This is a genomic window from Streptomyces odontotermitis (assembly GCF_050510915.1).
Lineage (GTDB): Bacteria > Actinomycetota > Actinomycetes > Streptomycetales > Streptomycetaceae > Streptomyces.
In genome coordinates this window covers 103,140-127,123 of sequence record NZ_JBNJLS010000025.1, presented here as the reverse complement: position 1 = coordinate 127,123, position 23,984 = coordinate 103,140, and the positions used below count along the sequence as shown (strand labels likewise).

The 23,984-nt window shown below is 69.8% G+C and carries 24 protein-coding genes and 1 tRNA gene; 12 read left to right on the top strand and 13 right to left on the bottom strand.

The genetic code is table 11. The annotated features are described in order from the left end of the window. Positions 1-324: 324 nt before the first annotated feature. Positions 325-852: a peptidylprolyl isomerase gene (locus ACQB60_RS40415; protein WP_496931084.1), complete on the top strand. Its 528-nt coding sequence runs from the start codon at positions 325-327 to the stop codon at positions 850-852. Between the two features lie 118 nt (positions 853-970). Next, complete coding sequence (locus ACQB60_RS40410; RefSeq protein ID WP_496931083.1) at positions 971-1,864, top strand: rhomboid family intramembrane serine protease; 894 nt, start codon at positions 971-973, stop codon at positions 1,862-1,864. Positions 1,865-2,117: 253 nt separating this feature from the next. On the opposite strand, the gene crgA is transcribed toward ACQB60_RS40410, so the two are convergent. After that, positions 2,118-2,375, bottom strand: a complete 258-nt coding sequence (gene crgA / locus ACQB60_RS40405) for a cell division protein CrgA (RefSeq protein WP_496931082.1) — start codon at positions 2,373-2,375, stop codon at positions 2,118-2,120. 142 nt (positions 2,376-2,517) lie between these two features. Between crgA and ACQB60_RS40400 the strand changes: the two genes are divergently transcribed. From ACQB60_RS40400 to ACQB60_RS40375, 6 genes are read left to right on the top strand one after another with little or no spacing between them, the layout of a single operon-like run. Further along, positions 2,518-3,312: a DUF881 domain-containing protein gene (locus ACQB60_RS40400; RefSeq protein WP_496931081.1), complete on the top strand. Its 795-nt coding sequence runs from the start codon at positions 2,518-2,520 to the stop codon at positions 3,310-3,312. 36 nt (positions 3,313-3,348) lie between these two features. Then, positions 3,349-4,047 carry a class E sortase gene (locus ACQB60_RS40395; RefSeq protein ID WP_384829255.1) on the top strand — a complete coding sequence of 233 codons (699 nt, stop codon included), beginning with the start codon at positions 3,349-3,351 and terminating at the stop codon, positions 4,045-4,047. A gap of 32 nt (positions 4,048-4,079) precedes the next feature. Continuing rightward, the gene (locus ACQB60_RS40390; protein WP_496931080.1) at positions 4,080-4,241 is read left to right on the top strand and encodes a hypothetical protein; all 162 of its coding nucleotides are present in this window, start codon (positions 4,080-4,082) and stop codon (positions 4,239-4,241) included. After that, on the top strand, positions 4,238-4,891 hold the full coding sequence (locus ACQB60_RS40385; protein WP_496931079.1) for an aminodeoxychorismate/anthranilate synthase component II: 654 nt from the start codon (positions 4,238-4,240) through the stop codon (positions 4,889-4,891). Before ACQB60_RS40390 ends, ACQB60_RS40385 begins: the two co-directional genes overlap by 4 nt. Further along, on the top strand, positions 4,888-6,144 hold the full coding sequence (locus ACQB60_RS40380; protein WP_496931078.1) for a class E sortase: 1,257 nt from the start codon (positions 4,888-4,890) through the stop codon (positions 6,142-6,144). The genes ACQB60_RS40385 and ACQB60_RS40380 overlap by 4 nt, the downstream gene beginning before the upstream one ends. 41 nt (positions 6,145-6,185) lie before the next feature. Next, positions 6,186-6,935 (top strand): class E sortase, encoded by a 750-nt coding sequence (locus tag ACQB60_RS40375; protein WP_496931077.1) that lies wholly within the window; start codon positions 6,186-6,188, stop codon positions 6,933-6,935. A gap of 87 nt (positions 6,936-7,022) precedes the next feature. Here the strand turns inward: ACQB60_RS40375 and pknB are convergent, their stop codons facing one another. From pknB to ACQB60_RS40345, 6 genes are all read right to left on the bottom strand, one after another. Further along, positions 7,023-9,044: a Stk1 family PASTA domain-containing Ser/Thr kinase gene (gene pknB, locus ACQB60_RS40370; RefSeq protein WP_496931076.1), complete on the bottom strand. Its 2,022-nt coding sequence runs from the start codon at positions 9,042-9,044 to the stop codon at positions 7,023-7,025. A gap of 168 nt (positions 9,045-9,212) precedes the next feature. Then, on the bottom strand, positions 9,213-10,676 hold the full coding sequence (locus tag ACQB60_RS40365) for a peptidoglycan D,D-transpeptidase FtsI family protein (RefSeq protein WP_496931075.1): 1,464 nt from the start codon (positions 10,674-10,676) through the stop codon (positions 9,213-9,215). Continuing rightward, a complete protein-coding gene (locus ACQB60_RS40360; protein WP_496931074.1) occupies positions 10,673-12,106 on the bottom strand; it encodes an FtsW/RodA/SpoVE family cell cycle protein in 1,434 nt (477 codons plus the stop codon). Before ACQB60_RS40360 ends, ACQB60_RS40365 begins: the two co-directional genes overlap by 4 nt. 26 nt (positions 12,107-12,132) lie before the next feature. Further along, positions 12,133-13,668: a Stp1/IreP family PP2C-type Ser/Thr phosphatase gene (locus ACQB60_RS40355; RefSeq protein ID WP_496931073.1), complete on the bottom strand. Its 1,536-nt coding sequence runs from the start codon at positions 13,666-13,668 to the stop codon at positions 12,133-12,135. A 120-nt stretch (positions 13,669-13,788) separates the two neighbouring features. Further along, the gene (locus tag ACQB60_RS40350) at positions 13,789-14,310 is read right to left on the bottom strand and encodes an FHA domain-containing protein FhaB/FipA (protein WP_496931072.1); all 522 of its coding nucleotides are present in this window, start codon (positions 14,308-14,310) and stop codon (positions 13,789-13,791) included. Positions 14,311-14,320: 10 nt separating this feature from the next. Next, positions 14,321-15,181, bottom strand: coding sequence for an FHA domain-containing protein (locus ACQB60_RS40345; RefSeq protein WP_496931071.1), 861 nt, complete (start codon positions 15,179-15,181; stop codon positions 14,321-14,323). 404 nt (positions 15,182-15,585) lie between these two features. Between ACQB60_RS40345 and ACQB60_RS40340 the strand changes: the two genes are divergently transcribed. From ACQB60_RS40340 to ACQB60_RS40325, 4 genes are all read left to right on the top strand, one after another. Further along, positions 15,586-15,669: transfer RNA gene (locus ACQB60_RS40340), tRNA-Leu, on the top strand. A 239-nt stretch (positions 15,670-15,908) separates the two neighbouring features. Continuing rightward, on the top strand, positions 15,909-17,348 hold the full coding sequence (locus tag ACQB60_RS40335; protein ID WP_496931092.1) for a DUF2252 domain-containing protein: 1,440 nt from the start codon (positions 15,909-15,911) through the stop codon (positions 17,346-17,348). Positions 17,349-17,520: 172 nt separating this feature from the next. Next, positions 17,521-18,534, top strand: a complete 1,014-nt coding sequence (locus tag ACQB60_RS40330; RefSeq protein WP_496931070.1) for a J domain-containing protein — start codon at positions 17,521-17,523, stop codon at positions 18,532-18,534. A gap of 105 nt (positions 18,535-18,639) precedes the next feature. Next, the gene (locus ACQB60_RS40325) at positions 18,640-18,969 is read left to right on the top strand and encodes a rhodanese-like domain-containing protein (RefSeq protein ID WP_496931091.1); all 330 of its coding nucleotides are present in this window, start codon (positions 18,640-18,642) and stop codon (positions 18,967-18,969) included. 31 nt (positions 18,970-19,000) lie between these two features. On the opposite strand, the gene ACQB60_RS40320 is transcribed toward ACQB60_RS40325, so the two are convergent. From ACQB60_RS40320 to paaA, 6 genes are all read right to left on the bottom strand, one after another. Beyond that, positions 19,001-20,134 carry an acyl-CoA dehydrogenase family protein gene (locus ACQB60_RS40320; protein WP_496931069.1) on the bottom strand — a complete coding sequence of 378 codons (1,134 nt, stop codon included), beginning with the start codon at positions 20,132-20,134 and terminating at the stop codon, positions 19,001-19,003. Positions 20,135-20,247: 113 nt separating this feature from the next. Beyond that, a complete protein-coding gene (locus ACQB60_RS40315; protein WP_496931068.1) occupies positions 20,248-21,324 on the bottom strand; it encodes a 2Fe-2S iron-sulfur cluster-binding protein in 1,077 nt (358 codons plus the stop codon). Further along, positions 21,324-21,824, bottom strand: a complete 501-nt coding sequence (gene paaD, locus ACQB60_RS40310) for a 1,2-phenylacetyl-CoA epoxidase subunit PaaD (protein WP_384829284.1) — start codon at positions 21,822-21,824, stop codon at positions 21,324-21,326. Before paaD ends, ACQB60_RS40315 begins: the two co-directional genes overlap by 1 nt. Then, positions 21,818-22,540, bottom strand: coding sequence for a 1,2-phenylacetyl-CoA epoxidase subunit PaaC (paaC, locus tag ACQB60_RS40305; protein WP_496931067.1), 723 nt, complete (start codon positions 22,538-22,540; stop codon positions 21,818-21,820). Before paaC ends, paaD begins: the two co-directional genes overlap by 7 nt. Further along, the gene (paaB, locus tag ACQB60_RS40300) at positions 22,537-22,827 is read right to left on the bottom strand and encodes a 1,2-phenylacetyl-CoA epoxidase subunit PaaB (RefSeq protein WP_384829287.1); all 291 of its coding nucleotides are present in this window, start codon (positions 22,825-22,827) and stop codon (positions 22,537-22,539) included. Before paaB ends, paaC begins: the two co-directional genes overlap by 4 nt. After that, positions 22,824-23,849: a 1,2-phenylacetyl-CoA epoxidase subunit PaaA gene (paaA, locus tag ACQB60_RS40295; protein ID WP_496931066.1), complete on the bottom strand. Its 1,026-nt coding sequence runs from the start codon at positions 23,847-23,849 to the stop codon at positions 22,824-22,826. The genes paaB and paaA overlap by 4 nt, the downstream gene beginning before the upstream one ends. Between the last annotated feature and the right edge of the window lie 135 nt (positions 23,850-23,984).

Genomic DNA, 23,984 nt, shown 5'->3' with positions numbered 1-23,984 from the left:
TCGGTGGCGTATAGGTATGTCACCTTTCCACCCTTTCAGGGATCATGCCTTCCGGAGAGCTCCGGGGCATGCGAGGGCGGGGCATCCGGGTCACGGGCGCTGATCCGGACTGTGTCCGAAGTCCCATCAATTCGGTGCAGGAAACGTGCAACGGGAGTTCTCGGACGACGATGCCACGGATTCCCGCCGAGCGTCCCCCACCGTCGCTTATTGGCCGTCTACCCACGGACTACAGCCGACTACTCACCTCTTCCTCGTCGGCTACTCGCGCCATCCCGTCCGTGCGAGGATCGGGGAGTCACAGAAGACAACGGAAGGCAGACCGTGGCCGAGCAGCTTTACGCCACCCTCAAGACCAACCAGGGCGACATCGTGGTCCGGCTCCTGCCGAACCACGCCCCGAAGACGGTCAAGAACTTCGTGGACCTCGCCACCGGCGAGCGCGAGTGGACCCACCCGCAGACGGGCGCCACGTCCACGGACAAGCTGTACGACGGCACGGTCTTCCACCGGGTGATCAGCGGCTTCATGATCCAGGGCGGCGACCCGCTCGGGAACGGCACGGGCGGCCCGGGCTACCAGTTCGAGGACGAGTTCCACCCGGAGCTCTCCTTCGACAAGCCGTACCTGCTCGCGATGGCCAACGCCGGCCCGGGCACCAACGGCTCGCAGTTCTTCATCACCGTGTCCCCGACGGCGTGGCTGACCCGCAAGCACACCATCTTCGGCGAGGTCGCCGACGACGCCAGCCAGAAGGTCGTCGACGCCATCGCGGCCACCGCGACCAACCCGCGCACCGACCGCCCGGTGAACGACGTGGTCATCGAGTCCGTGGTCGTCGAGAGCCGCTGACACCGAGGGACACCGAGGGAACCAATCCGCCCCGCCCGTCCGTAAGGAAGGGCGGGGCGGTGCGTTCGCCAAGAGACACATCAGCGCCGCCTTCGTACGGACAGTGAGGGGACCCGACATGGACCAGGCGCCAGGCAGCCCGCAGGAACCGCGGGACGCAGCGGGGTTGCCCGGCTGCTACCGGCATCCGGACCGCGAGACCGGCATCAGCTGCACCCGCTGCGAGCGCCCGATCTGCCCGGAGTGCATGGTCAGCGCCTCGGTCGGGTTCCAGTGCCCGGACTGTGTGCGCGGCGGCTCGGGCACCGGCCACGCGCCGGCGGCCAACCAGCCCCGCACCCTCGCGGGCGGCACGATCGCCGCGGATCCCCGGCTGCTCACCAAGATCCTCATCGCGATCAACGTGCTGGTGTTCATCGCCATCCGCATCGACGACCAGCTCGTCGGGGACCTCGTCCTGGTCGGCCAGTGGCCGCCGCACCCGTGGGCGCCGACCGAGGGTGTCGCCGAGGGTCAGTGGTACCGCCTGGTGACCTCGATGTTCGCGCACCAGGAGATCTGGCACATCGCGTTCAACATGCTGGGCCTGTGGTGGCTGGGCGGCCCCTTGGAGGCGGCGCTCGGCCGGGCCCGCTACTTCGCCCTGTACATGCTGTCCGGCCTGGCCGGCAGCGCCCTGACGTACGCCGCCGCGGGCGCGAGCGACTCCTCGCTCGGCGCGTCCGGCGCCATCTTCGGCCTGCTCGGCGCGACCGCCGTCCTGATGCGGCGCCTGAACTACGACATGCGGCCGGTCTTCGCGCTGCTCGCGCTGAACCTGCTCTTCACCTTCACCTGGCCGGACATCGCCTGGGAGGCGCACGTCGGCGGCCTGGTCGCGGGGGTCGCGATCGCGTACGGGATGGTGCACGCGCCCCGGGAGCGGCGGGCGCTCGTGCAGTGGGGAGTCTGTGCGCTGGTTCTCGTGGCGGTCCTGGTGACCGTCGTGGTCAGGACCGCTCAGCTCGCCTGATGCAAGCCTTGCCCTGAGTTATCCACAGCGCTATCCCCAGTGTGGATAGGTCTGAAGATCTGTGGATAACCCTTTGAAGGTTGACGCCGGTGTGATCGGCCGACCGCAGTGCGGACGGCCGCTCGCCCCTTGTCTTTCCTGGGAAAACCCGCCTGCGGATCCGGCGGACGGTTGTTCCCACCGGTTCCCCACAGCCCGCACAAGATCCGGCACGCGCTGTGGACAACTGTGCGGCGGCCCTACGTTCCGGGGGCTACTTCCACTGCGTGGAGACGCCGAAGCCCGCCGCGATGAAGCCGAAGCCGACCACGATGTTCCAGTTGCCGAGGGCGTCGATGGGCAGCTTGCCGTCGGTGACGTAGAAGACCACGATCCACGCGAGTCCGATGAGGAACATCGCCAGCATCACCGGAGCAACCCAGCTGCGGCTGGTCAGCTTGATGTTCGTCGCCTTCTTGCTGGGCGGCGGAGTGTAGTCGTCTGCCTTCTTGCGGATACGTGACTTCGGCACGAGGGTTTCTCCTGTCGATGCGCTGCGTGGCCGCGCAGGGAACGTGGGATGGCTCCGGAGCAGCGTACAAGGGGAAACTGAGCGCTCCCCCGGGCGTCCGTTAGCGTAGTGCTTCCGCGGCGCCGAAGGAGATAAGGGTACGTTGAGCAATTCCGCCGACTCCCACGAAGGCAGCAAGAGCCGCGCGCCCTGGCGTTCCGGACCCCCCTCCCGCTGGCGTCCGGTGCGCTTGCTCACGGCGGCCGTCTTCGCCCTCGCGGGGCTGATCTTCTTCACCAGCTTCAACACGGCCAAGGGCACCAACATCCGCACCGACCAGTCCTTGCTGAAGCTCTCCGACCTCATCCAGGAGCGCAGCCACAAGAACAAGGAGCTGGACGAGTCCAACGGCTCCCTGCGCGACGACGTCGAGTCCCTCGCCGAGCGCGACAACGGCAACACCAAGGAAGAGGACGCCAAGCTGGACGCCCTGGAGAAGGCGTCCGGCACCAAGAAGCTCAAGGGCAAAGCCGTCACCGTCACCCTCAACGACGCCCCGCCGAACGCGACCCCCAAGCTCCCCGGCTACCCCGACCCGCAACCCAACGACCTGGTCATCCACCAGCAGGACCTGCAGGCCGTGGTGAACGCCCTCTGGAACGGCGGGGCCAAGGGAATCAAGGTCATGGACCAGCGCCTGATCTCCACCAGCGCGGTCCGCTGCGTCGGCAACACCCTGATCCTCCAGGGCCGGGTCTACTCGCCCCCGTACAAGGTGACCGCGGTCGGCGACCCCGACGAGCTGAAGAACGCGCTCGCCGCGTCCCCGGAGATCCAGAACTACATGCTGTACGTGAACGCGTACGGACTCGGCTGGAAAGTCGACGACGACGGGGCGGTGACTCTTCCCGGGTACTCGGGCACAGTGGATCTCCACTACGCGAAGCCTGTGGAGTAGCCCTCGTAGCCTCGTAGCCCTCGGGAGGTCCGTCCTGTGTCGGTCCGCGTGCTCGTCAGGACGTTCAGCGAACTGTGCATCACCGTAGGCGCGTTGATTGTTCTCTTCGTCGTCTATGTCCTGTTCTGGACGGGCGTGAAGGCCGACAACGCCATGGACCACCAGATCGACAAGCTCCAGGACAAGTGGGCGCAGGGCTCCGTGCCCGCGAGTTCGGGCGGCTCACCGTCGGATGCCGCCCCCGCGAAGCCCGGCCCGTACAAGGACGGTGAGCCCTTCGCCGTGATGTACATCCCACGCTTCGGTTTCACGTGGAACAAGCCCGTGCTCCAGGGCACCGGGACCGATCTCCTCAAAAAGGGCCTCGGGCACTACGCCTCCACGGCCCAGCTCGGGCAGAAGGGGAACTTCTCCGTCGCGGGCCACCGCCGCACCTACGGCGACCCCTTCAAGGACTTCCCGAAGCTGCGCAAGGGCGATGCGGTGGTGCTGACCGACGGGACCACCTGGTTCACGTACCGCATCGACACCGCGGAGCCCTACAAGACGCTGCCCAGCGATGTCGATGTGATCGACCCGGTTCCGCGTAAGTCTGGATTTGAGGGGGCGGGCCGTTACCTCACGCTTACGACGTGTGAGCCAGAGTGGGGCCACAGTCACAGGCTGATCGTCTGGGCGCATCTTGATGCCACTCAACCAGTGGAGGCCGGTAAACCCGAGGCGCTGCGCCGTTAGTCTGGGTGCCGTAGAGCGACGGAAGGGACGGCATGTACGGCTGGATCTGGCGGCATCTGCCGGGAAACGCCTGGGTGAAGGCGCTGCTCTCCCTGATGCTCGTCTTTGCGGTGATCTATGTGCTCTTCCAGTACATCTTCCCGTGGGCGGAACCGCTCCTCCCCTTCAACGACGTGACGGTGGACGGCCAGTGAGTACTCCCAGCACCCCCAGCCGCATCCTTGTGGTCGACAACTACGACAGCTTCGTCTTCAACCTCGTCCAGTACCTGTACCAGTTGGGCGCCGAGTGCGAGGTGCTCCGCAACGACAAGGTCGAGCTGAAGCACGCCCAGGACGGCTTCGACGGCGTACTGCTCTCGCCCGGCCCCGGTACGCCCGAGCAGGCCGGCGTCTGCGTGGAGATGGTGCGGCACTGTGCCTCGACCGGGGTGCCGGTCTTCGGCGTCTGCCTCGGCATGCAGTCGATGCAGGTGGCGTACGGCGGCGTGGTGGACCGCGCCCCCGAGCTGCTGCACGGCAAGACCTCACCGGTCACGCACGAGGGCAAGGGCGTCTTCGCCGGGCTCCCGTCCCCGTTCACCGCGACCCGCTACCACTCGCTGGCCGCCGAGCCGCCGACCGTCCCCGCCGAGCTGGAGGTCACGGCGCGCACGGAGGACGGCATCATCATGGGCCTGCGCCACCGCGAACTGCCCGTCGAGGGCGTGCAGTTCCACCCCGAGTCCGTCCTCACCGAGCACGGCCACCGGATGCTGGCCAACTGGCTGGTGGAGTGCGGAGACACGGGGGCCGTCGAGCGGTCGAGCGGCCTGGCCCCGGTGGTGGGCAGGGCCTCGGCGTGACGGCCCTTCGCCCCGAGCGTGACTCCGGGTCCCCGTACGAGGAGGAGTACCCCTCCTCGTACGGGGACCGCGGCACGTTCGAGGCGGCCGTGAACGGTCTGGACGACCCGCTCACGGACCCCCTGCCCGGCCAGCACCCGTCGCCGTGGTTCCGCAGCGGCCAGCGGCAGCAGGAGCTGCCGCAGGAGCCGGAACCCGAGTGGTACGACCCACAGGGATACGTGCAGGACTGGTACGGGGAGCAGCAGGCGGCTCCTCAAGCGCCGCCCGTGGCTGAGCCCGCGCCTGAGCCCATATCTGAACCCATATCCGTGCCCGAGCAGCCCGAGCAGCCCGAGGAATTCGGGCAGTTCGAGCAGCTGGAGCAGCTTGAGCAGTTCGACGACGAGACCGTCGGGCTGCGCACCTCGGACACGCGCCGTGCCGTCGAGAGCGACGGCGAGAGCGAGAGCGAGGGCCGCGCCGCCCGCCGCAAGGCCGCCAAGCGCGGCGGCCGCCGCGCCGTCGGGGGCGCGAGACCCGCCTCAACGGGTGCTCCGCTGTCCCGGGTCGAGGCCCGCCGGGCCGAACGGGCCCGCAAGCCGGGCCCGGCCGCCGTGGCCAGCCGTGCCGTCGGCGAGCTGTTCATCACGGTCGGCGTCCTGATGCTGCTGTTCGTCACGTACCAGCTGTGGTGGACGAACGTCCGCGCGCATCAGCAGGCGAACAGAGCCACGCATGACCTCCAGGACAGCTGGGCCAAGGGCAAGGGCAAGCCGGATGCCTTCGAGCCGGGCCAGGGCTTCGCGATCATGCACATACCCAAGCTCGATGTCGTCGTGCCGATCGCCGAGGGCATCAGCAAGCCGAACGTGCTCGACCGCGGCATGGTCGGCCACTACAGCGAGGGCTCCACCAAGACGCCGATGCCGGACGCGAAGAAGGGCAACTTCGCGGTGGCCGGGCACCGGAACACGCACGGCGAGCCGTTCCGCTACATCAACCACCTCAAGCCCGGCGACCCGATCGTCGTAGAGACGCAGGACAAGTACTTCGTCTACAAGATGGCGAGCATCCTCCCGCAGACCAGCCCCGGCAATACGGGAGTCATCGCCCCCATCCCAAAGGGGTCGGGCTTCACGGAGCCGGGCCGGTACATCACACTGACCACCTGCACCCCGGAATTCACGAGTAAGTATCGAATGATCGTCTGGGGCAAGATGGTCGAGGAACGGCCGCGCAGCAAGGGAAAGCCGAGCGCGCTCGTCGACTAGCGGGACCAGCCGACAGGTGACGGACAGACGGGGCAGATGACGTGGCACCCACGACGGGCCAGGACGAGGACGAGCGGGCCGAGCGCGTGGAGTCCTCCACGACGCCACCGCGGCGACCGAACGCCCGCGGCCCCATAGCGACGGCGGTCAGCGTCTTCGGCGAACTCCTGATCACGGCGGGCGTGCTGCTCGCCCTCTTCGTCGTCTACTCCCTGTGGTGGACGAACGTGGTCGCCGACCGCGAGGCCCACAAGCAGGGCAACAAGGTGCGCGACCACTGGGCGTCCAAGGGCCCGGGCGCGCTCAACACGAAGGACGGCATCGGCTTCCTGCATGTCCCCTCGATGAGCGGCGGCGAGGTCCTGGTCAAGAAGGGCACCAGCACCAAGACCCTCAACGACGGCGTCGCGGGCTACTACACCGAGCCGGTCAAGTCGGCCCTGCCGGACGCGAAGTCGGGCAACTTCACGCTCGCCGCCCACCGCGACGGCCACGGCGCGAAGTTCCACAACATCAACAAGATCGAGAAGGGCGACCCGATCGTCTTCGAGTCGCGCGACAAGTGGTACGTCTACAAGGTCTTCGCGACGCTCCCGGAGACCTCGAAGTTCAACGTCCGCGTCCTCGACCAGATCCCCAAGGAATCGGGCAAGAAGAAGGCGGGCCGCTACATCACGCTGACGACGTGCACGCCGGTCTACACGTCCCGCTACCGCTATGTGGTGTGGGGCGAGCTGGAGCGGGTGGAGAAGGTGGACAACAAGAGGACGCCGCCGGCGGAGCTGCGCTGAACGGTAGGTCTTCGTACGACGGAGCCCCGGCCCCCTCAACAGGGGGCCGGGGCTCCGTGGTGTGTCGGCCGGGGCCGGGCGTCGGTGTCAGCCGAAGAGGCCGCCGCCGCCCCCTCCGTCGTCCTCGCCGTCTCCGCCGGTCTGGCCCTGGTCGTTGTTGCCGCCGGGGCCACCGCCGCCGCCCACGGTGACGAGGTTGATCTGGGTGCCCTCGGTCACCTGCTCGCCGCCGTTCGGCGTGGACGAGATCACCAGGGCGTTGTCGTCCTGGGAGCCGCTGATCTGGCCGACCACCAGTCCGTTGTCCTCGATGGCTTTACGGGCGTCCTTGAGCTTCTGCCCGGTGAGGGTCGGGACGGTGACGGGCTGGTCTTCCTTCTTCTTGGCGACCTGGATGTTCACGCTCGAGCCGGGGTCGGCCTGCACGCCCGGGGCAGGGGTCGTCGTGATGACCTTGCCCTCTTCGACGGTGTCGCTGGCGACTTCTGTCTTGGTACCGACCTTGAAGCCTTCTTCGGTCAGCCGCTTGACCGCGTCTTCGTACGTCTGGCCGGTGACGTCGGGGATTTGCTTCTGCTCCTTCTCCTTGGCGATGGACAGCGTGATCTTGCTGCCCTTCTCCACTTCATCCCCGAAGGACGGGTTCGTTTCGAGGACCTGTCCCTCAGGCTGCGTGGACTCGACAGACTTGGTCTTGACGTCGAACTGGTACTTGTCGTCTTCCAGCTTCTCCGTGGCCTTGTCGACGTCCATGCCGATGACGTTCGGCACCGCGACCTTCGGCGCTCCCGTCGACACGGTCACCGTGATCGTGTCGCCCTTCTTCACCTTGGCGTCAGCCCCGGGATCCTGATCGCAGATCTGCCCCTTGGGGTACTTCTCGCACGGCTTCTGCTCGCCCACCTCGACGGTGAGGTCCACGTTGCTCGCCGTCTTCTTGGCTTCTTCGAGCTTCTCGCCCACGAGGTTCGGCGCCTTCAGCGAGCTGTTGCTGTTCCCACTGTCGCTGACCACCCACTTCCCGATGAGGATCGCGCCCACAAGCACCAACAGCCCAGCCAGGATCAGCAACCAAGTAGAAGCGCTGCTCTTCTTCTGGCGGCGGCCGTGGCCGCCCTCGTCGTAGCCGTAGCCGCCGTCGTCCGGGTTGACCGGGGGGAGCATGGAGGTCTGCTGGCCGCCGTTCTGGGGGCGGAGCATCGCCGTCTGCTGGTCGTCGGGGTGGCCGCCGTAGCCGACCGCGCCGAGCGCCGCCGTGGCCGCCACCGGCTGGCCGTCGAGTGCGGCCTCGATGTCGGCGCGCATCTCGTCGGCCGACTGGTAGCGGTAGTCGGGGTCCTTGACCAGGGCCTTCAGAACGATCGCGTCCATCTCGGGCGTGATCTCGGGGTCGAAGACCGACGGGGGCTGTGCCTCTTCCCGTACGTGCTGATAGGCCACCGCGACCGGAGAGTCACCCACGAATGGAGGTCGGACCGTCAGCAGCTCATACAGAAGGCAACCCGTCGAGTACAGGTCGGAGCGGGCGTCGACCTGCTCGCCCTTCGCCTGCTCGGGCGACAGGTACTGCGCCGTGCCGATGACGGCGGCCGTCTGCGTCATCGTCATGCCGGACTCGCCCATCGCACGGGCGATGCCGAAGTCCATGACCTTGACCTGGCCGTTGCGCGTCAGCATGACGTTCGCGGGCTTGATGTCGCGGTGGACGATGCCGTTGCGGTGGGAGTACTCGAGGGCCTGGAGGATGCCGATCGTCATCTCCATGGCGCGCTCCGGCAGGAGCTTGCGGCCGGAGTGGAGAAGCTCCCGGAGGGTCGAGCCGTCTACGTACTCCATCACGATGTACGGGATGGAGACCCCGTCGACGTAATCCTCGCCGGTGTCGTAGACCGCGACGATCGCCGGGTGGTTGAGCGAGGCGGCCGACTGGGCCTCACGGCGGAACCGGGCCTGGAACGACGGGTCGCGGGCGAGGTCGACGCGGAGCGTCTTCACCGCCACGGTGCGACCGAGGCGGGTGTCGTGCGCGAGGTAGACCTCCGCCATCCCGCCGCGGCCGAGCACCTGGCCCAGTTCGTACCGGCCGCCGAGGCGACGCGGCTCTTCCATAGCTAATCCAGCCCTCTCCGTCGGTCCCGACCGCACCGTTGTGTGGTCCGGCGGTGTGCTGTCCGGGCATACCGTACCCGGCTCGCCTTACGTGACCCGGCCGCGACCGTCACCCGATACCGGACCGGTACCGCAACGTGCACCGATGTGGAGGGGGCGTGACACGGGTCACTTCTTGCTCTCGACGACCGCCTTCATCACGTCCCGCGCGATGGGGGCGGCCAGACCGCCGCCGGAGATGTCGCCGCGGCTCGCCTTGGAGTCCTCGACGACGACGGCCACGGCGACCGGCGACCCGGAGTCGGTCTTCGCGTACGACAGGAACCAGGCGTACGGGTTCTTGCTGTTGTTGATGCCGTGCTGAGCCGTACCGGTCTTGCCGCCCACGGTGACGCCGGAGATCTTGGCGTTGGTTCCCGTTCCCTCGTTGACGACCGTCTCCATCATTTCCTGGAGCTTCTGGGCGTTCTCCTTGGAGAGCGGCTTGCTCAGCTCCTTCGGCGAGTGCTTCTCGACGACGTCCAGGTTCGGCGCCTGCAGCTCGCTGACCATGTACGGCTCCATGAGCGTGCCGTCGTTGGCGACCGCCGAGGCGACCATGGCCATCTGCAGCGGCGTCGCGGCCGTCTCGAACTGACCGATGGAGGAGAGGGCCGTCTGCGGGCGGTCCATCTTCTCGGGGAAGTTGGAGGCGTTCGAGCGGACCGGGACGAACTGCTCGGAGTTGAAGCCGAACTTCTCGGCCGTCTCCAGCATCTTGTCCTTGCCGAGGTCCGAGCCGATCTTGCCGAAGACCGTGTTGCACGACACCCGCAGCGCCTGCCGCAGCGAGGCGTTCTTGCAGTCGATCGGGCCCTCGTTCTTCAGCTCCGTGTGCGTGTCCGGCATCGTCCAGGGCAGCGGGGACTTGGTGGGCGAGTCGATGCCGTTGTAGAGGCCGTGCTCGAGCGCGGCCGCCGCGGTGACCACCTTGAAGGTGGAGCCGGGCGGATACGTCTCGCGCAGGGCGCGGTTCAGCATCGGCTTGTCCTTGTCCTTGTCCAGGTCCTGGAAGGTCTCCGCTTCCTTGTTGGTGTTCCCGGCGAAGCTGGACGGGTCGTACGACGGCGTGGAGGCGAGCGCCAGGATCGCGCCCGTCGACGGGTCGATCGCGGCGACGGCGCCCTTGCCGCGGCCCTTCAGACCCTCGTAAGCGGCCTTCTGCGCCGCCGAGTTGAGGGTCGTGACGACATTGCCGCCCTCCTTCTTCTTGCCGGTCAGCATGTCGAGGCTGCGGCGGAAGAAGAGGCGGTCGCTGTTGCCCGTGAGGATGTCGTCCTCGATGGACTCGAGCTGGGTGGCGCCGATGCGCTGCGAGGCGTACCCGGTGACGGGCGACCACATCGGCCCGTTCTTCCAGGTGCGCTTGTACTTGAGGTCGTTGCCGGGCGTCGCCCTGGAGCCGGTGATGGGCTTGCCGTCGACGATGATGTCGCCGCGCGGCTGGGCGTAGCGCTCGATGGTGACGCGGCGGTTGTCCTCGTCCTTGGCGAGGGTGTCCGCCTTCACGTACTGGAGCCAGTTGTCCCGGGCGAGCAGGGCGAGGACGAGGAACCCGCAGAAGAGCGCGATCCGACGCAGGGGCTTGTTCACGGTCGGACCACCTGGGTCATTTCGGCGTCGGGGTTCGCTGCGGGGGCGGGCGCCGGACGGCGCGCCGTATCGCTGATCCGGATCAGGATGCCGATCAGCGCCCAGTTGGCGATGACCGACGAACCTCCGTACGCGATGAACGGCATCGTCATACCCGTCAGCGGGATCAGGCCCATGACGCCGCCCGCGACCACGAAGACCTGGATGGCGAAGGCGCCGGACAGGCCGACCGCGAGCAGCTTGCCGAAGGGGTCGCGGGCCGCGAGCGCGGTGCGCACGCCGCGCTCCACGATCAGGCCGTAGATCAGCAGGATCGCCATGATCCCGGCGAGCCCGAGCTCCTCGCCGAAGGTGGCGAGGATGAAGTCGGAGTTGGCGGCGAACTTGATCAGGTCCGAGTGCCCCTGGCCGAGGCCGGTGCCGAGGGTGCCGCCGGAGCCGAAGGCCCACAGGGCCTGCATGGCCTGCTCGGAGTGGACGACGCCGTCCTGGACACCGGCCTGGCTGAGCTTGTACTCGCGCATCGGGTCGAGCCATGCCTGCACACGCGTCTGGATGTGCGGCTCGAAGCTCGCCACGGCGACGGCGCCGACCGCGGACATCAGCAGGCCGAAGACGATCCAGCTGGTGCGCTCCGTGGCCACGTACAGCATGACGACGAACATGCCGAAGAACAGCAGCGAGGTACCGAGGTCGGTCTCGAAGACGAGGATGAGGATCGACATCGCCCAGACGACGATGATCGGGCCGAGGTCGCGGCCGCGCGGCAGGTAGAGGCCCATGAAGCGGCGGCTGGCCAGGGCGAGGGCGTCGCGCTTCACCATCAGGTAGCCGGCGAAGAAGACCGCGATGACGATCTTCGCGAACTCGCCGGGCTGGATGGAGAATCCGCCGACGTGGATCCAGATCTTGGCGCCGTAGATGTTGAGGCCGAGCCCCGGAACGAGCGGCAGGAGCAGCAGGACCAGGGCCGCGACCATTGAGATGTACGTGTAGCGCTGCAGGACGCGGTGGTCCTTGAGGAGCAGCAGCACGCCGACGAACAGCGCGATGCCGATCGCCGAGTACATCAGCTGGTTCGGCGCCGCCGCGCTGAAGTTGGGCAGCTGCTGGAGCCGCTCCGACTGGTCCAGGCGCCAGATGACCACCAGGCCGAGGCCGTTGAGCAGCGTCGCCAGCGGCAGCAGCAGCGGGTCGGCGTAGCGCGCGAAGCGGCGCACCACGATGTGCGCGACGCCCGCGAGCAGGCCGAGGCCGAGGCCGTAGCCGAGCAGCCCCGCGGGGAGCTGGTCGTCGATGGCCAGGCCCACGTTGGCGTACGCGAACACGGGGATGATGACGGCGAACACGAGGAGCGCGAGCTCGGTGTTGCGCCGGCTGGGCGCTCCGATCGCGCCGATCGTCGACGTATGCGTAGTACTACTGCTCATGGTGTGCAGGGGCCCCCAACGGCTGCTTACTGCTTACCGCACAGCGAGACCAGCTTCTTCTCTTCCTCAGTGAAGCTGGGGCTGTCGGTGGGTGTCGGCGGCTCGGTCTTGGCCTTGTCGTCGGTCTTCTTGTTCTTGTCGGCGTCGCCGCTCGTGGTCGGGTTCGGGGTCGGCGTCTGCTTGATGCCGGTGGTGCCGCCCGCTTCGCCCTCGCCCGTCTTCGCGTTCTTGTCGCGCTCGGCCTCGCGGCGGTCCGCTTCCTTGCGGCACGCGGACGCCTGCACGCCGAGCTCCTCGATCTTGCTCTGGGCGGCCTTCAGATCGTCCTCGGGGATGGTCCCCTCGACCTGCTTGCGCTGGTACGGCGGCAGGTACTTGAGTTCGATCTCGGGGTGGTCCTTCTCGACCTTCGACAGGCTGACCCAGGCCAGGTCCTGGTCGATGCCGCGGTAGAGCGCGACGTGCTTGTCCTTCGTGCCCACGTAGTACTGGGTCTGCGTCCAGCGGTAGCCGCCGTACAGACCGCCGCCCACGACGGCGAGCGCGAGCGCGATGTACGCGGATCTCTTGAGCCACTTCCGGCGGCCGCCGGGCTTCACGAAGTCGTCGTCCCCGTAGGCGGAGAAGCCGCCCTCGGGGACGTAGCCCGTGGTGTCGCCGCTGCCGGGCGGGCCGAAGCCGCCGCCGGAGGGCTGGGGCGGCACCGGGCGGCCGAGGCCCGAGGCGCGGCCCGCGGGCGTCTGCATCGCGTCGCTGTCCTGGGCCTGCAGCTGGTTCTCGGCGACCGCGCCGACGACCACGGGGGTGTCGGAGAGCTGGCCCGCGAGGGTGTCGCCGCTGTCGATGTCCAGGACGTCGGCGACGATCACCGTGATGTTGTCGGGGCCGCCGCCGCGCAGCGCGAGCTGGATGAGCTCCTGCACGGTCTCCTGGGGGCCCTGGTAGCTGGCGAGGGTGTCCTCCATCGTCTGGTGCGAGACGACGCCGGAGAGACCGTCCGAGCAGATCAAGTACCGGTCGCCGGCGCGGACTTCGCGGATGGAGAGGTCCGGCTCGACGTGGTCGCCGCTGCCCAGGGCGCGCATGAGGAGGGACCTCTGCGGGTGGGTGGTGGCTTCCTCTTCGGTGATGCGGCCCTCGTCGACGAGGCGCTGCACCCACGTGTGGTCCTGGGTGATCTGCGTCAGGACGCCGTCCCGCAGGAGGTACGCGCGGGAGTCGCCGACGTGCACGAGGCCGAGGCGCTGACCGGTCCACAGGAGGGCGGTGAGGGTGGTGCCCATGCCCTCGAGCTGGGGGTCCTCCTCGACCATCAGGCGCAACTGGTCGTTGGCCCGCTGCACGGCGGTGCCGAGCGACGTGAGGATGTCCGAGCCCGGTACGTCGTCGTCGAGCGTCACGAGCGTCGAGATGACCTCGGAGCTCGCGACCTCACCCGCGGCCTGGCCCCCCATGCCGTCGGCGATGGCGAGGAGACGGGGACCGGCGTAGCCCGAGTCCTCGTTCCCCTCCCGGATCATGCCTTTGTGCGATCCGGCGGCGAAGCGCAAAGACAGACTCATGCGCACCTCGCCCGTCGGCTCCGGGTACATCCGCACGGTGCCCACCCTCCGGTCGGGAGCGCGCTGGCGTCCAAGTCCTGGACCGCGTCGGCTCGCTCGCTCCGCTCGCTCATTGTCGTACTACTTCCGCAGCTCGATGACGGTCTTGCCGATGCGGATCGGCGCGCCAAGGGGAACGGGCGTCGGGGTGGTGAGTCGGGTCCGGTCGAGATACGTGCCGTTGGTGGACCCGAGATCCTCGACGATCCACTGGCCGTCACGGTCCGGGTAGATCCTGGCATGCCTGCTGGAGGCGTAGTCGTCGTCCAGCACGATCGTGGAGTCATGTGCCCGGCCCAGGGTGATCGTCTGGCCCTGCAGGGCAACCGTCGTGCCCGTCAGGCTGCCTTCGGAGACGACCAGCTTGCTGGGGGCGCCGCGGCGCTGGCGGCCACCGCCGCCGCCCTGCTGGCGCTGCTGCGGAGGCGCGGCCTGCTGCTGGCGGGCGGCCTGCTGCGGGCGCGCGCTGTCACGGCGCGATCCACGCTGCGTGACGCGCGTACCGAACAGGTCGCTGCGGATGACCTGGACGGCCACGATCACGAACAGCCACAGAACGGCCAGGAAACCCAGCCGCATGACCGTCAGGGTCAGCTCTGACATTGCCCCCGCTTCACCCTTCGGCTTGCCGGTAAATGATGGTGGTGCTGCCCACGACGATCCGCGAGCCGTCGCGGAGCGTAGCGCGGGTGGTGTGCTGCCCGTCTACCACGATGCCGTTGGTAGACCCGAGATCCTGGATCGTCGAGGGCGTTCCGGTCCGGATCTCACAGTGCCGGCGCGATACGCCGGGGTCGTCGATCCGCACATCGGCGTCGGTGCTGCGTCCCAGCACCAGCGTCGGGCGGGAGATCTGATGGCGATTTCCATTGATCTCGATCCAGCGCCGCACCTGGGCGCCCGGCAGGGCGCCGGGTCCCGGTCCCTGAGGACGCTGCGGCGCCTGCCCGCCGGGACGGCCGCCGGGAGGCGGCGCGGCCGGCATGGGAGGGGCGGCGGAGGGCTGCGGGTATCCGTAGCCACCGCCGGGCGCGCGGTTTCCGGGGGCGGGGCTCGCCGGGGCCGGGGCCGGTGTCGCGGGGGCACCGGCCTGGGAGCTGCTGGAGGCGAGGGTGCGGCTGCGCACGCGGTACAGGCCGGTGTCGAGATCCTCGGCCTTCTCCAGGTGGACCTTGATGGGGCCCATGAAGGTGTAGCGCTGCTGCTTCGCGTAGTCGCGCACCATCCCGGCGAGTTCGTCGCCGAGCTGTCCCGAGTAGGGGCTCAGGCGCTCGAAGTCGGGCGCGCTGAGCTCCACGATGAAGTCGTTGGGGACCACGGTCCGTTCGCGGTTCCAGATTGTCGCGTTGTTGTCGCACTCGCGCTGCAGGGCGCCGGCGATCTCGACGGGCTGGACCTCGGACTTGAAGACCTTGGCGAAGGTGCCGTTGACCAGACCTTCGAGTCGTTGCTCGAACTTCTTCAGGACTCCCATGGGGCACCTCCTCCGTCGTTGTCGTCCTGGTACTGCTTACTGATCGTATCCACGCGCCGGGAAATCGGCTGGTTCCCCCTGTCCGCCCAGTCGACGAGTGTCGCCTCTCACAAGGCATGCCCGCAGCATGCCCGTTCAGAAGGCTCCTGGACCCTTCCCGGCCCCTGAGGGGACCCCTAGTCGGTGCCCCGGTTTTTCAGGGTCTTCCCAGGGATCGTAGAGGGGGCCTGAAGCCAGTGTCCCGCACCCGGCTGTGGACCTCTCGGCCATCGGGACCGCGGGAGGCGCCCCGGGGGCGGATGCCCTGCGGAAAGGGATGTGAATCCACCCCCGGCAGCGTGCTAATCTTCTGGATGTCGACAGGCGCTCGCCCCACGGGGAGGGAGCCGGGAGACACACCCAATGCGCGGGTGGCGGAATAGGCAGACGCGCTGGATTCAGGTTCCAGTGCCCGCAAGGGCGTGGGGGTTCAACTCCCCCCTCGCGCACAGCGAAACGGTCCTCATCGTGATCACGATGAGGACCGTTTTTTGTGCGTTCTCGGGTGTGAGGAGTCTCTCAGGTACGGACCACGCCGTGCGGTGATCCGCGGAGGGTCCGGGGGCGTCCTGTCCTTCGTATGAAGGAGGCGCCGGACCGGCTCCGTTGTCGGTGGCGGCGAGTACCTTCATTGTCACGCGGAGTCGCACGGCGGGTGCGCGCGGAGGGGAGACGGGGGCGGTTGGCCATGGTCGACGGCGGTGCGGTGGTTCCGGGTCAGCGGGCCGGGGCGGCGGGGGCGCGGCTGCCACGGGTGCGGGGGCTCGCGGACGTCTCGGCGGCCGGGGCGGTCTCGCCCAAGGCGGAGGGCAAGGCGCTGCGGGAGCGCGTCGCGCGGTCCGCGCACGCGGAGTTCGAGCAGGACGCCGCGCGGCCGGACGCGGTGGCGGCGCTGGAGGAGTCGAGCCGCGGCCGCATCGAGGACCTCGTGCCGATACGGAACGGGCGGATGGCGGCGACCCCGTTCGCCTTCCTGCGCGGCTCCGCCGGACTCATGGCGTACGACCTCGCGCGCACGCCCGTGACGGGGATCGGCGCCCAGATATGCGGCGACGCGCACGCGGGCAACTTCGGGCTGTACGGGGATGCGCGGGGCGGACTCGTCATCGACCTCAACGACTTCGACGAGACGGTGCACGGCCCCTGGGAGTGGGACGTGAAGCGGCTCGCCGCCTCGCTGGTGCTGGCGGGGCGTGAGGCGGGCGCGGGTGAGGACGTCTGCCGGGAGGCGGCGTACGACGCGGTGGGCGCCTATCGCCGGACCATGCGCGTCCTGGCGAAGCTGCCCGCCCTGGACGCGTGGAACGCCATCGCGGACGAGGAGCTCGTCTCGCACACCGACGCCAGGGACCTCCTCGGCACGCTGGAGCGGGTCTCGGAGAAGGCCCGGCGGAACACGAGCGCGCGGTTCGCGGCCAAGTCGACGCGGACCTTGGAGGACGGCACCCGGCGGTTCGTGGACGCGCCTCCGGTGCTGCGGCGGGTGCCGGACGCGGAGGCGGCCGCGGTGGGCGGGGCCCTCGAGGAGTATCTGGGCACGGTGCCGGAGGACCGGCTGCCGCTGCTCGCGCGGTACGCGCTGCACGATGTGGCGTTCCGCGTCGTGGGCACCGGGAGTGTGGGGACCAGGTCGTATGTGGCGCTGCTCCTGGACCACCGGGGCGAGGCGCTCGTACTGCAGGTGAAGGAGGCGCGGCCCTCGGCGCTGCTGCCGCAGCTGCCGGTGGCCGGGTTCAAGAGCCCCTCGGTGGTGCACGAGGGGCGCCGGGTGGTGCGCGGGCAGAAGCAGATGCAGGTGGTCAGCGATGTGCTGCTCGGCTGGACGACGATCGGGCAACGGCCGTTCCAGGTACGGCAGTTCCGCAACCGCAAGGGCAGTGTCGACCCGGCGGCGCTCGCCGCGGACCAGCTCGACGACTACGGCCGCATGACGGGCGCCCTGCTGGCCCGCGCGCACGCGCACAGCGCCGACCCGCGCCTCATCGCGGCGTACTGCGGCAAGAACGACGAGCTGGACGAGGCCGTGGCCCGCTTCTCCGTGACCTACGCGGACCGCACGGAGGCGGACCACGCGCGGCTGGTGCGGGCGGTCCGGGAGGGGCGGGTGGCCGCGGAGTTGGGGGTGTGATGGGGCATGGGGGTGCGGGGGAGCGCGTGTCTGCCGACTGGGGTGCTCTGGTGGTGAGGTGGCGCGCCTGCTGACTCGGTGAGCGGTCGCCCTTGGGCGGGTGCGGGGCTCGGCCGGGGCGGGTGCTGTGGCCGTGGGGAGGGGGTCCTGGGCGGTGGCCTAGGCTGGACGGGTGACGACCCCGCAAGCCGAGCCGACGCCGCCCGAGACGCCCGCTGAGCCCCTTGAGACGGGCTCGGGGGAGCCCCCTTCGGAGGTCGGGCAACCCGCTTCAGGTGCGGGGCGCGAGCCCGGTGAGAACGCCTCCGCGGGGCCGCAGCCGGATGCCGGGGAGGCCGGGCCCACGGGGCCGCAGCCGGACGCCGGTGAGACCGCGCCCACGGGGCAGCGCGACGCCGGGGAGCGGCCCGAGGAGCGGCTCGCGCGGGCCGTGCGGACCGCCGAGCAGGCGTTGATCGAGTACGAGATCGCGCTGGAGACCTTCCGGATCGAGGTGGAGAACTTCTCCCGCCTGCACCACCAGCGGCTCGGCCCGATGTACGCGCGCCTGGACGAGCTGGAGGCGCAGATCGCCGAGGCCACGGCGGCGCGCACCGGTGACCCCGAGGACCGGCGCAAGGCGGAGGAGGCGCGGGCGCGGGTCCTTCCGATGCCCGGCGTCGAGGAGCTGTTCCACGGCTGGATGGACGCGGACGGGCTCTCGCCGGAGGCCGGCGCCATGCTGACCGGGCAGTCGGTGCGGCCGCCGCAGCGGGTGCGGCCCAGCGACGAGGCCCGCAAGCTCTACCGCGAGCTGGCCCGCAAGGCCCACCCGGACCTCGCGCAGGACGAGCAGGAGCGGGAGCGCCGCGGCGAGTTCATCGCGCGGGTCAACGCCGCGTACGCGCTCGGCGACGAGGCCGCGCTGCGCGAGCTCGCCGAGGAGTGGGCGGCCGGGCCCGTGCCGGAGGAGCAGCGGCCGACCCCCAGCGAGGAGCTGTACGCCCGTCTCGAATGGCTCTCCCAGCGCAAGGAGCTGCTGACGGCGGTGGCCCAGGAGCTGGAGGAGAGTGCGATCGGGGCGATGCTGAAGCTGGCCCCGGACGACCCCGACCGGCTGCTCGAGGAGATCGCCGAGCAGTTGCTCGCGCAGGTCGCCGAGCGGGAGGCCGAGCTGGAGCGGCTGACGGCGCCGGACGCTCGCTGAAGCGTCCCCTCCGAAGCCGGACGCCCGCTGAAGCGTCCCTCCGGAACGTCCGCCGTGAATCGTCCCCGGGTGGTCCGGTAGCGTCGGGGCATGAGTTTTGGACAGGTGCCCACGGTCACGGTCGGCGATCTCTCGGACGGTGACTTTCTGCTGGACGTTCGCGAGGACGAGGAGTGGCAGGCGGGCCACGCCGAGGGTGCGCTGCACATTCCGATGAGTGAATTCGTCGCGCGGTACGGGGAGTTGACCGAGGCGGCGCCGCAGGACGGCCGGGTTCATGTGATCTGCCGGTCCGGCGGGCGGTCCGCCCAGGTCACGATGTACCTCGCGCAGCAGGGCATCGAAGCGGCGAACGTCGCGGGCGGCATGGAGGCATGGGCGGGCGCCGGCCGGCCCGTCGTCGACGACAAGGGCCAGCCGGGCTTCGTGGCCTGATGCTCCCGGTCTCCTTGATTCCCGGAGCCCGCTAGCCGAGGGGGTGGGCGGCCAGGAGGTCGCCCAGGGACTCCTCGTGCGCGGCCGCCGGGCCGAGGGCGAGCTCGAGCTGCTTGGCCCAGGCGTGGTAGCGGTGCAGGGGGTAGTCGGTGTCGGCGCCGAAGCCGCCGTGCAGATGCTGGGCGGTCTGCACGACGCGGCGCACGCCGTCCGACGCCCAGATCTTGGCGACGGCCACGTCCCCCGCGGCGGGCAGCGCGCCGCTCGCCCCGGTGCTGATCCGCCAGGCGGCCTGCCAGAGGGTGACCTCCATGGCGCGCAGGTCGATGTAGCGGTCGGCGGCCTGCACCGCCACCGCCTGGAAGGTGGCGACGGGGAAGCCGAACTGCTCGCGCTTGCTGGTGTATTCACTGGTCATCCGCAGCACGCCCTCGCCCAGGCCGAGCGCGAGGGCGCAGGTCCCGGTCGTGAGCAGGTGGCGCAGCCACTCCCAGGCGCCTGCCGTCCCGATCACCTGGGAGCCGTCGACCCGTACGCCGTCGAGGTGCAGCTCGCCGAGGTGCTCACCGCTGGTGGAGACCTGCTCGGCGAGGGTGAGCCCCTCGTGGGCGCGGGGCAGGAAAGCGAGGACGGCGTCGCCCCCGGAGGTGTGGGCGGGGACGGCGACGAGGTCCGCGTTCCGCGCCCAGGGGATGCCCGTCTGCACGCCGTCCAGGAGCCAGCTGTCGCCGTCCTCGCGGGCGGTGACGGCGAGTTCGGCGGGGTCGTGACCGGTGCGGCCGTTGGCGGCGACCGTCAGGACGAGCTCGCCCCGCGCGGCCTTGGGCAGGACCGACCGCTTCAACTCGTCCCCGCCGTACGTCTGGATCGCGTACGCCGCCGCGCTGCTCTCCAGGAGCGGGACGCGGGCGAGCACCTTCGCTGACTCGCGCAGCACCAGGCAGAGCGCGATCGCGTCGAGCCCCGCGCCGCCGTGCTCCGGGGCGAGGAGCAGGCTGAGCAGATCGGCGTCGGCGAGCCTGGCCCACAGGGCGCGGTCGAAGTCGTCCGCGACGGCGCCGGAGGTGAGGGAGGGGCTGGGCACCCCGTCCGGGGCGACGTCGGCGAAGAGCGCCTTCGCCGCCTCGACGGCCGCCTGCTGTTCCTCGGTGAAGGTGAAGTCCACTGCCTGTCCCTCCGCGCACCGGTCGGTCATTTCTGACGGGCCGTCAAGATAGAACAGGTTCTACGGGAAGGGAATGGACGGTCCAGGATGCGAAGGGAATGGCCGGTCCACGATCAGCGGTCGAAGTCCAACTCGACCGTGGCGGTGGCCGGATGGGACTGGCACGCCAGCACATAGCCCGCCTCGGTCTCCTCGGGCTCCAGCGCGAAGTTGCGGTCCATCCGCACCTCGCCCGAGACCTTGAAGGCGCGACAGGTGCCGCAGACCCCGCCCTTGCAGGCGTACGGGGCGTCCGCTCGGTTGCGCAGCACCGTCTCGAGCAGGGATTCGCCGTCCCGTACGGGCCAGGTGCCGGAGCGGCCGTCCAGCGTCGCCGTCACCGTGCTGTGCTCGGGGGCGGGGGCCGTGGAGACGCTCGCCGAGGGGGCGTCGTCGACGTGGAAGATCTCCTGGTGGATGCGGTGGCGGTCGACTCCCAGGCCGCGCAGGGTGCGTTCGGCGCCCTGGACGAGGCCGTACGGGCCGCACAGGAACCAGCCCGCCATCTCCGTGACGGGCACCAGCGCGGGCAGCAGCGACGCGAGCCGCTCCGCGTCGAGGCGGCCCGAACCGAGCCCCGCCTGCTGTTCCTCGCGGGAGAGCACCGTCACCAGCTGGAAGCGGTCCGGCCAGCGGTCCTTGAGGTCGGCGACCTCCTCCAGGAACATCGTCGACGCGGCGGTGCGGTCGCTGCGGATGAGGCAGAAGGCGGCCTCGGGCTCCCGCTCGAGCAGCGTGGTGACGATGGAGAGCACCGGGGTGATCCCGCTGCCGCCGACCACCGCTGCGTAGCGGCCGGGCGCGGGCTCCAGGGTGAACCGTCCCGCCGGGGTCATCACCTCCAGCTCGTCGCCGACGGCCACCTCTTTGAACGCGTACGTCGAGAAGGCACCGCCCTCGACGAGCCGCACCCCGACCCGCAACCGCTCGGGCCCGCCCGGCTGTTCGGGGCCGGGTGCGGGGGAGCAGATCGAGTAGGTGCGCCGGATCTCCGTACCGTCGCCCTCTGCGAAGCGGCGCACGGCGAGGTGCTGGCCGGGCGTGTAGCGGTAGTCGGCGCGGAGCGCGGGCGGGACGTCGAAGGTCAGCGTCACGGAGTCGTCGGTGAGCCGGTCGACCGCCGCCACGCGGAGCGGGTGGAAGCGGGCCATCACAACTCCTTGAAGTGGTCGAAGGGTTCACGGCAGCTGACGCAGCGGCGCAGGGCCTTGCACGCGGTCGACGAGAAGCGGCTGAGCAGCTCCGTGTCGGTGGAGCCGCAGTGCGGGCAGCGGACCGAGAGGGTGAGCGGGACCGGGCCCTCGGCGGTGTGCGGGCGCGGTGGTGCGATGCCGAACTCGGCCAGTTTGCGGCGGCCTTCGGGGCTGATGTCGTCCGTCGACCAGGCGGGGGCGAGCACCGTGCGGACCTGGACGTCCGCCATGCCGTGCTCGTGCAGGACCCGCTCTATGTCGGCGCTCATGGCCTCGATCGCGGGGCAGCCGGTGTAGGTGGGGGTGAGCTCGACGTCGACCCGGCCCGAGTCGCTCACCCGGACGTCGCGGACCACGCCGAGCTCCGCGAGCGTCAGCACCGGCAGCTCGGGGTCGGGCACCGAGCCGGCGAGGGCGAGCAGCCGCTCTTCGAGGGGGGTGGGCGCGGTCGTCACCATGACGCCCCCGGGTGGCTGCGGTGCAGGTGCTGCATCTCGGCGAGCATGCGGCCGAAGGACTCGGTGTGCAGGCCCTGGCGCCCGGCGCCCGCCGCCCACGCGCCGTCCTGCGGGCCGGAGGGGACGGTGAGAGTGGCGGCGCCGATGACCGAGGTCACCGAGGCGGTCCACTTCTCCCTCAGCTCCCGGCCGTCGATGTCCAGGCCGGGCACGGGCTGGAACAGCTCGCCGGTGAAGCGCCACAGGGCGTCCAGGCCGCGCTGCATCCGCTCGTGGCTCTCGGGGGTGCCGTCGCCGAGGCGCAGCGTCCACTGCTCGGCGTGGTCCTGGTGATAGCTGACCTCTTTGACGGCCTTCGCGGCGAGCGGGGCCAACTCGCTCTCTCCACTGGCCAGTTGGCCGTAGAGCAGCGTCTGGTACGTGGAGAAGTAGAGCTGGCGGGCGATGGTGTGCGCGAAGTCGCCGTTCGGCTGCTCGACCAGTTGGAGGTTGCGGAAGGCGCGCTCCTCGCGGAGATACGCCAGCTCGTCCTCGTCGCCGACGAGGGAGAGCAGGACCCTGGCCTGGCCGAGCAGGTCGAGGGCGATGTTCGCCAGGGCGACCTCCTCTTCGAGGACCGGGGCGTGGCCCGCCCACTCTCCCAGGCGGTGGGAGAGCACCAGGGCGTCGTCGCCGAGGGGGAGGGCCGGGGTCTCGGTGCGGGCGGGGGCGGTCACAGGTGCTTCACCCCCTCCGGGATGTCGTAGAACGTCGGGTGGCGGTAGGGCTTGTCACCGGCCGGCTCGAAGAACGCGTCCTTCTCGTCCGGGGAGGAGGCGGTGATCTCCGTGGACGGGACGACCCAGATCGAGACGCCCTCGCTTCTGCGGGTGTACAGATCGCGGGCGTTGCGCAGGGCCATCTCCGCGTCCGGTGCGTGCAGGCTGCCCGCGTGGGTGTGGGAGAGCCCGCGCCGGGAGCGGACGAACACCTCCCACAGCGGCCAGTCGGTCGAGCTGCTCATGCCGTCGCCTCCCCGGGGGTCTTGGTGGTGCGCTGTGTCTCGCCCTGCTTCGCGGCGTAAGCGGCCGCCGCGTCGCGGACCCAGGCGCCCTCCTCGTGGGCTCGCCTGCGCTGGGTGATCCGCTGTTCGTTGCACGGGCCGTTGCCCTTCAGGACCGACCGGAACTCCGACCAGTCGATGGGGCCGAAGTCGTGGTGGCCCCGCGACTCGTTCCACCTCAACTCCGGGTCGGGGAGCGTCAGTCCGAGGGTCTCGGCCTGGGGGACGCAGATGTCGACGAAGCGCTGGCGCAGCTCATCGTTCGAATGGCGCTTGATCTTCCATTCCATCGACTGGGCGGAGTGCGAGGACTCGTCGTCCGGCGGGCCGAACATCATCAGGGACGGCCACCACCAGCGGTTCACCGCGTCCTGTGCCATCTCGTGCTGGGCCGGGGTGCCGCGGCTGAGGCTGAGCAGCAGCTCGTAACCCTGGCGCTGGTGGAAGGACTCCTCCTTGCAGATGCGGACCATCGCGCGCGCATAGGGCCCGTACGAACAGCGGCACAGCGGGACTTGGTTGGTGATCGCGGCGCCGTCCACCAGCCAGCCGATCGCGCCGACGTCGGCCCAGGTCAGCGTCGGGTAGTTGAAGATCGAGGAGTACTTCTGGCGGCCCGAGTGGAGCTTGTCCAGGAGCTCGTCCCGGCCGGTGCCGAGGGTTTCGGCGGCGCTGTAGAGGTAGAGGCCGTGGCCCGCCTCGTCCTGGACCTTGGCCATCAGGATCGCCTTGCGGCGCAGGGACGGGGCGCGCGTGATCCAGTTCGCCTCCGGCTGCATGCCGATGATCTCGGAGTGGGCGTGCTGGGCGATCTGGCGGACCAGCGTCGCGCGGTAGGCGTCGGGCATCCAGTCGCGTGGCTCGATGCGCTCGTCGGCCGCCACGGCCGTGTCGAACGCCGACTGGAGCGCCGCGGTGTCCGCGGTGCCTGTCGCGTCCGCCGTGTCCGCGGTGTTCTTCGCGTGCGCGGCTGGTGTCGCCATCTCGGTCCCCCTCGACCTTTTGACCATTCGCCTCGGGCATGCGCTGCGGCCAGTCTACCGACCGATCGTTCGGTCCGCTGGAATTCAATGGTGCGGGCCGCCGCCATAAGGTGTCAACCCTGTGGATAACCTCAC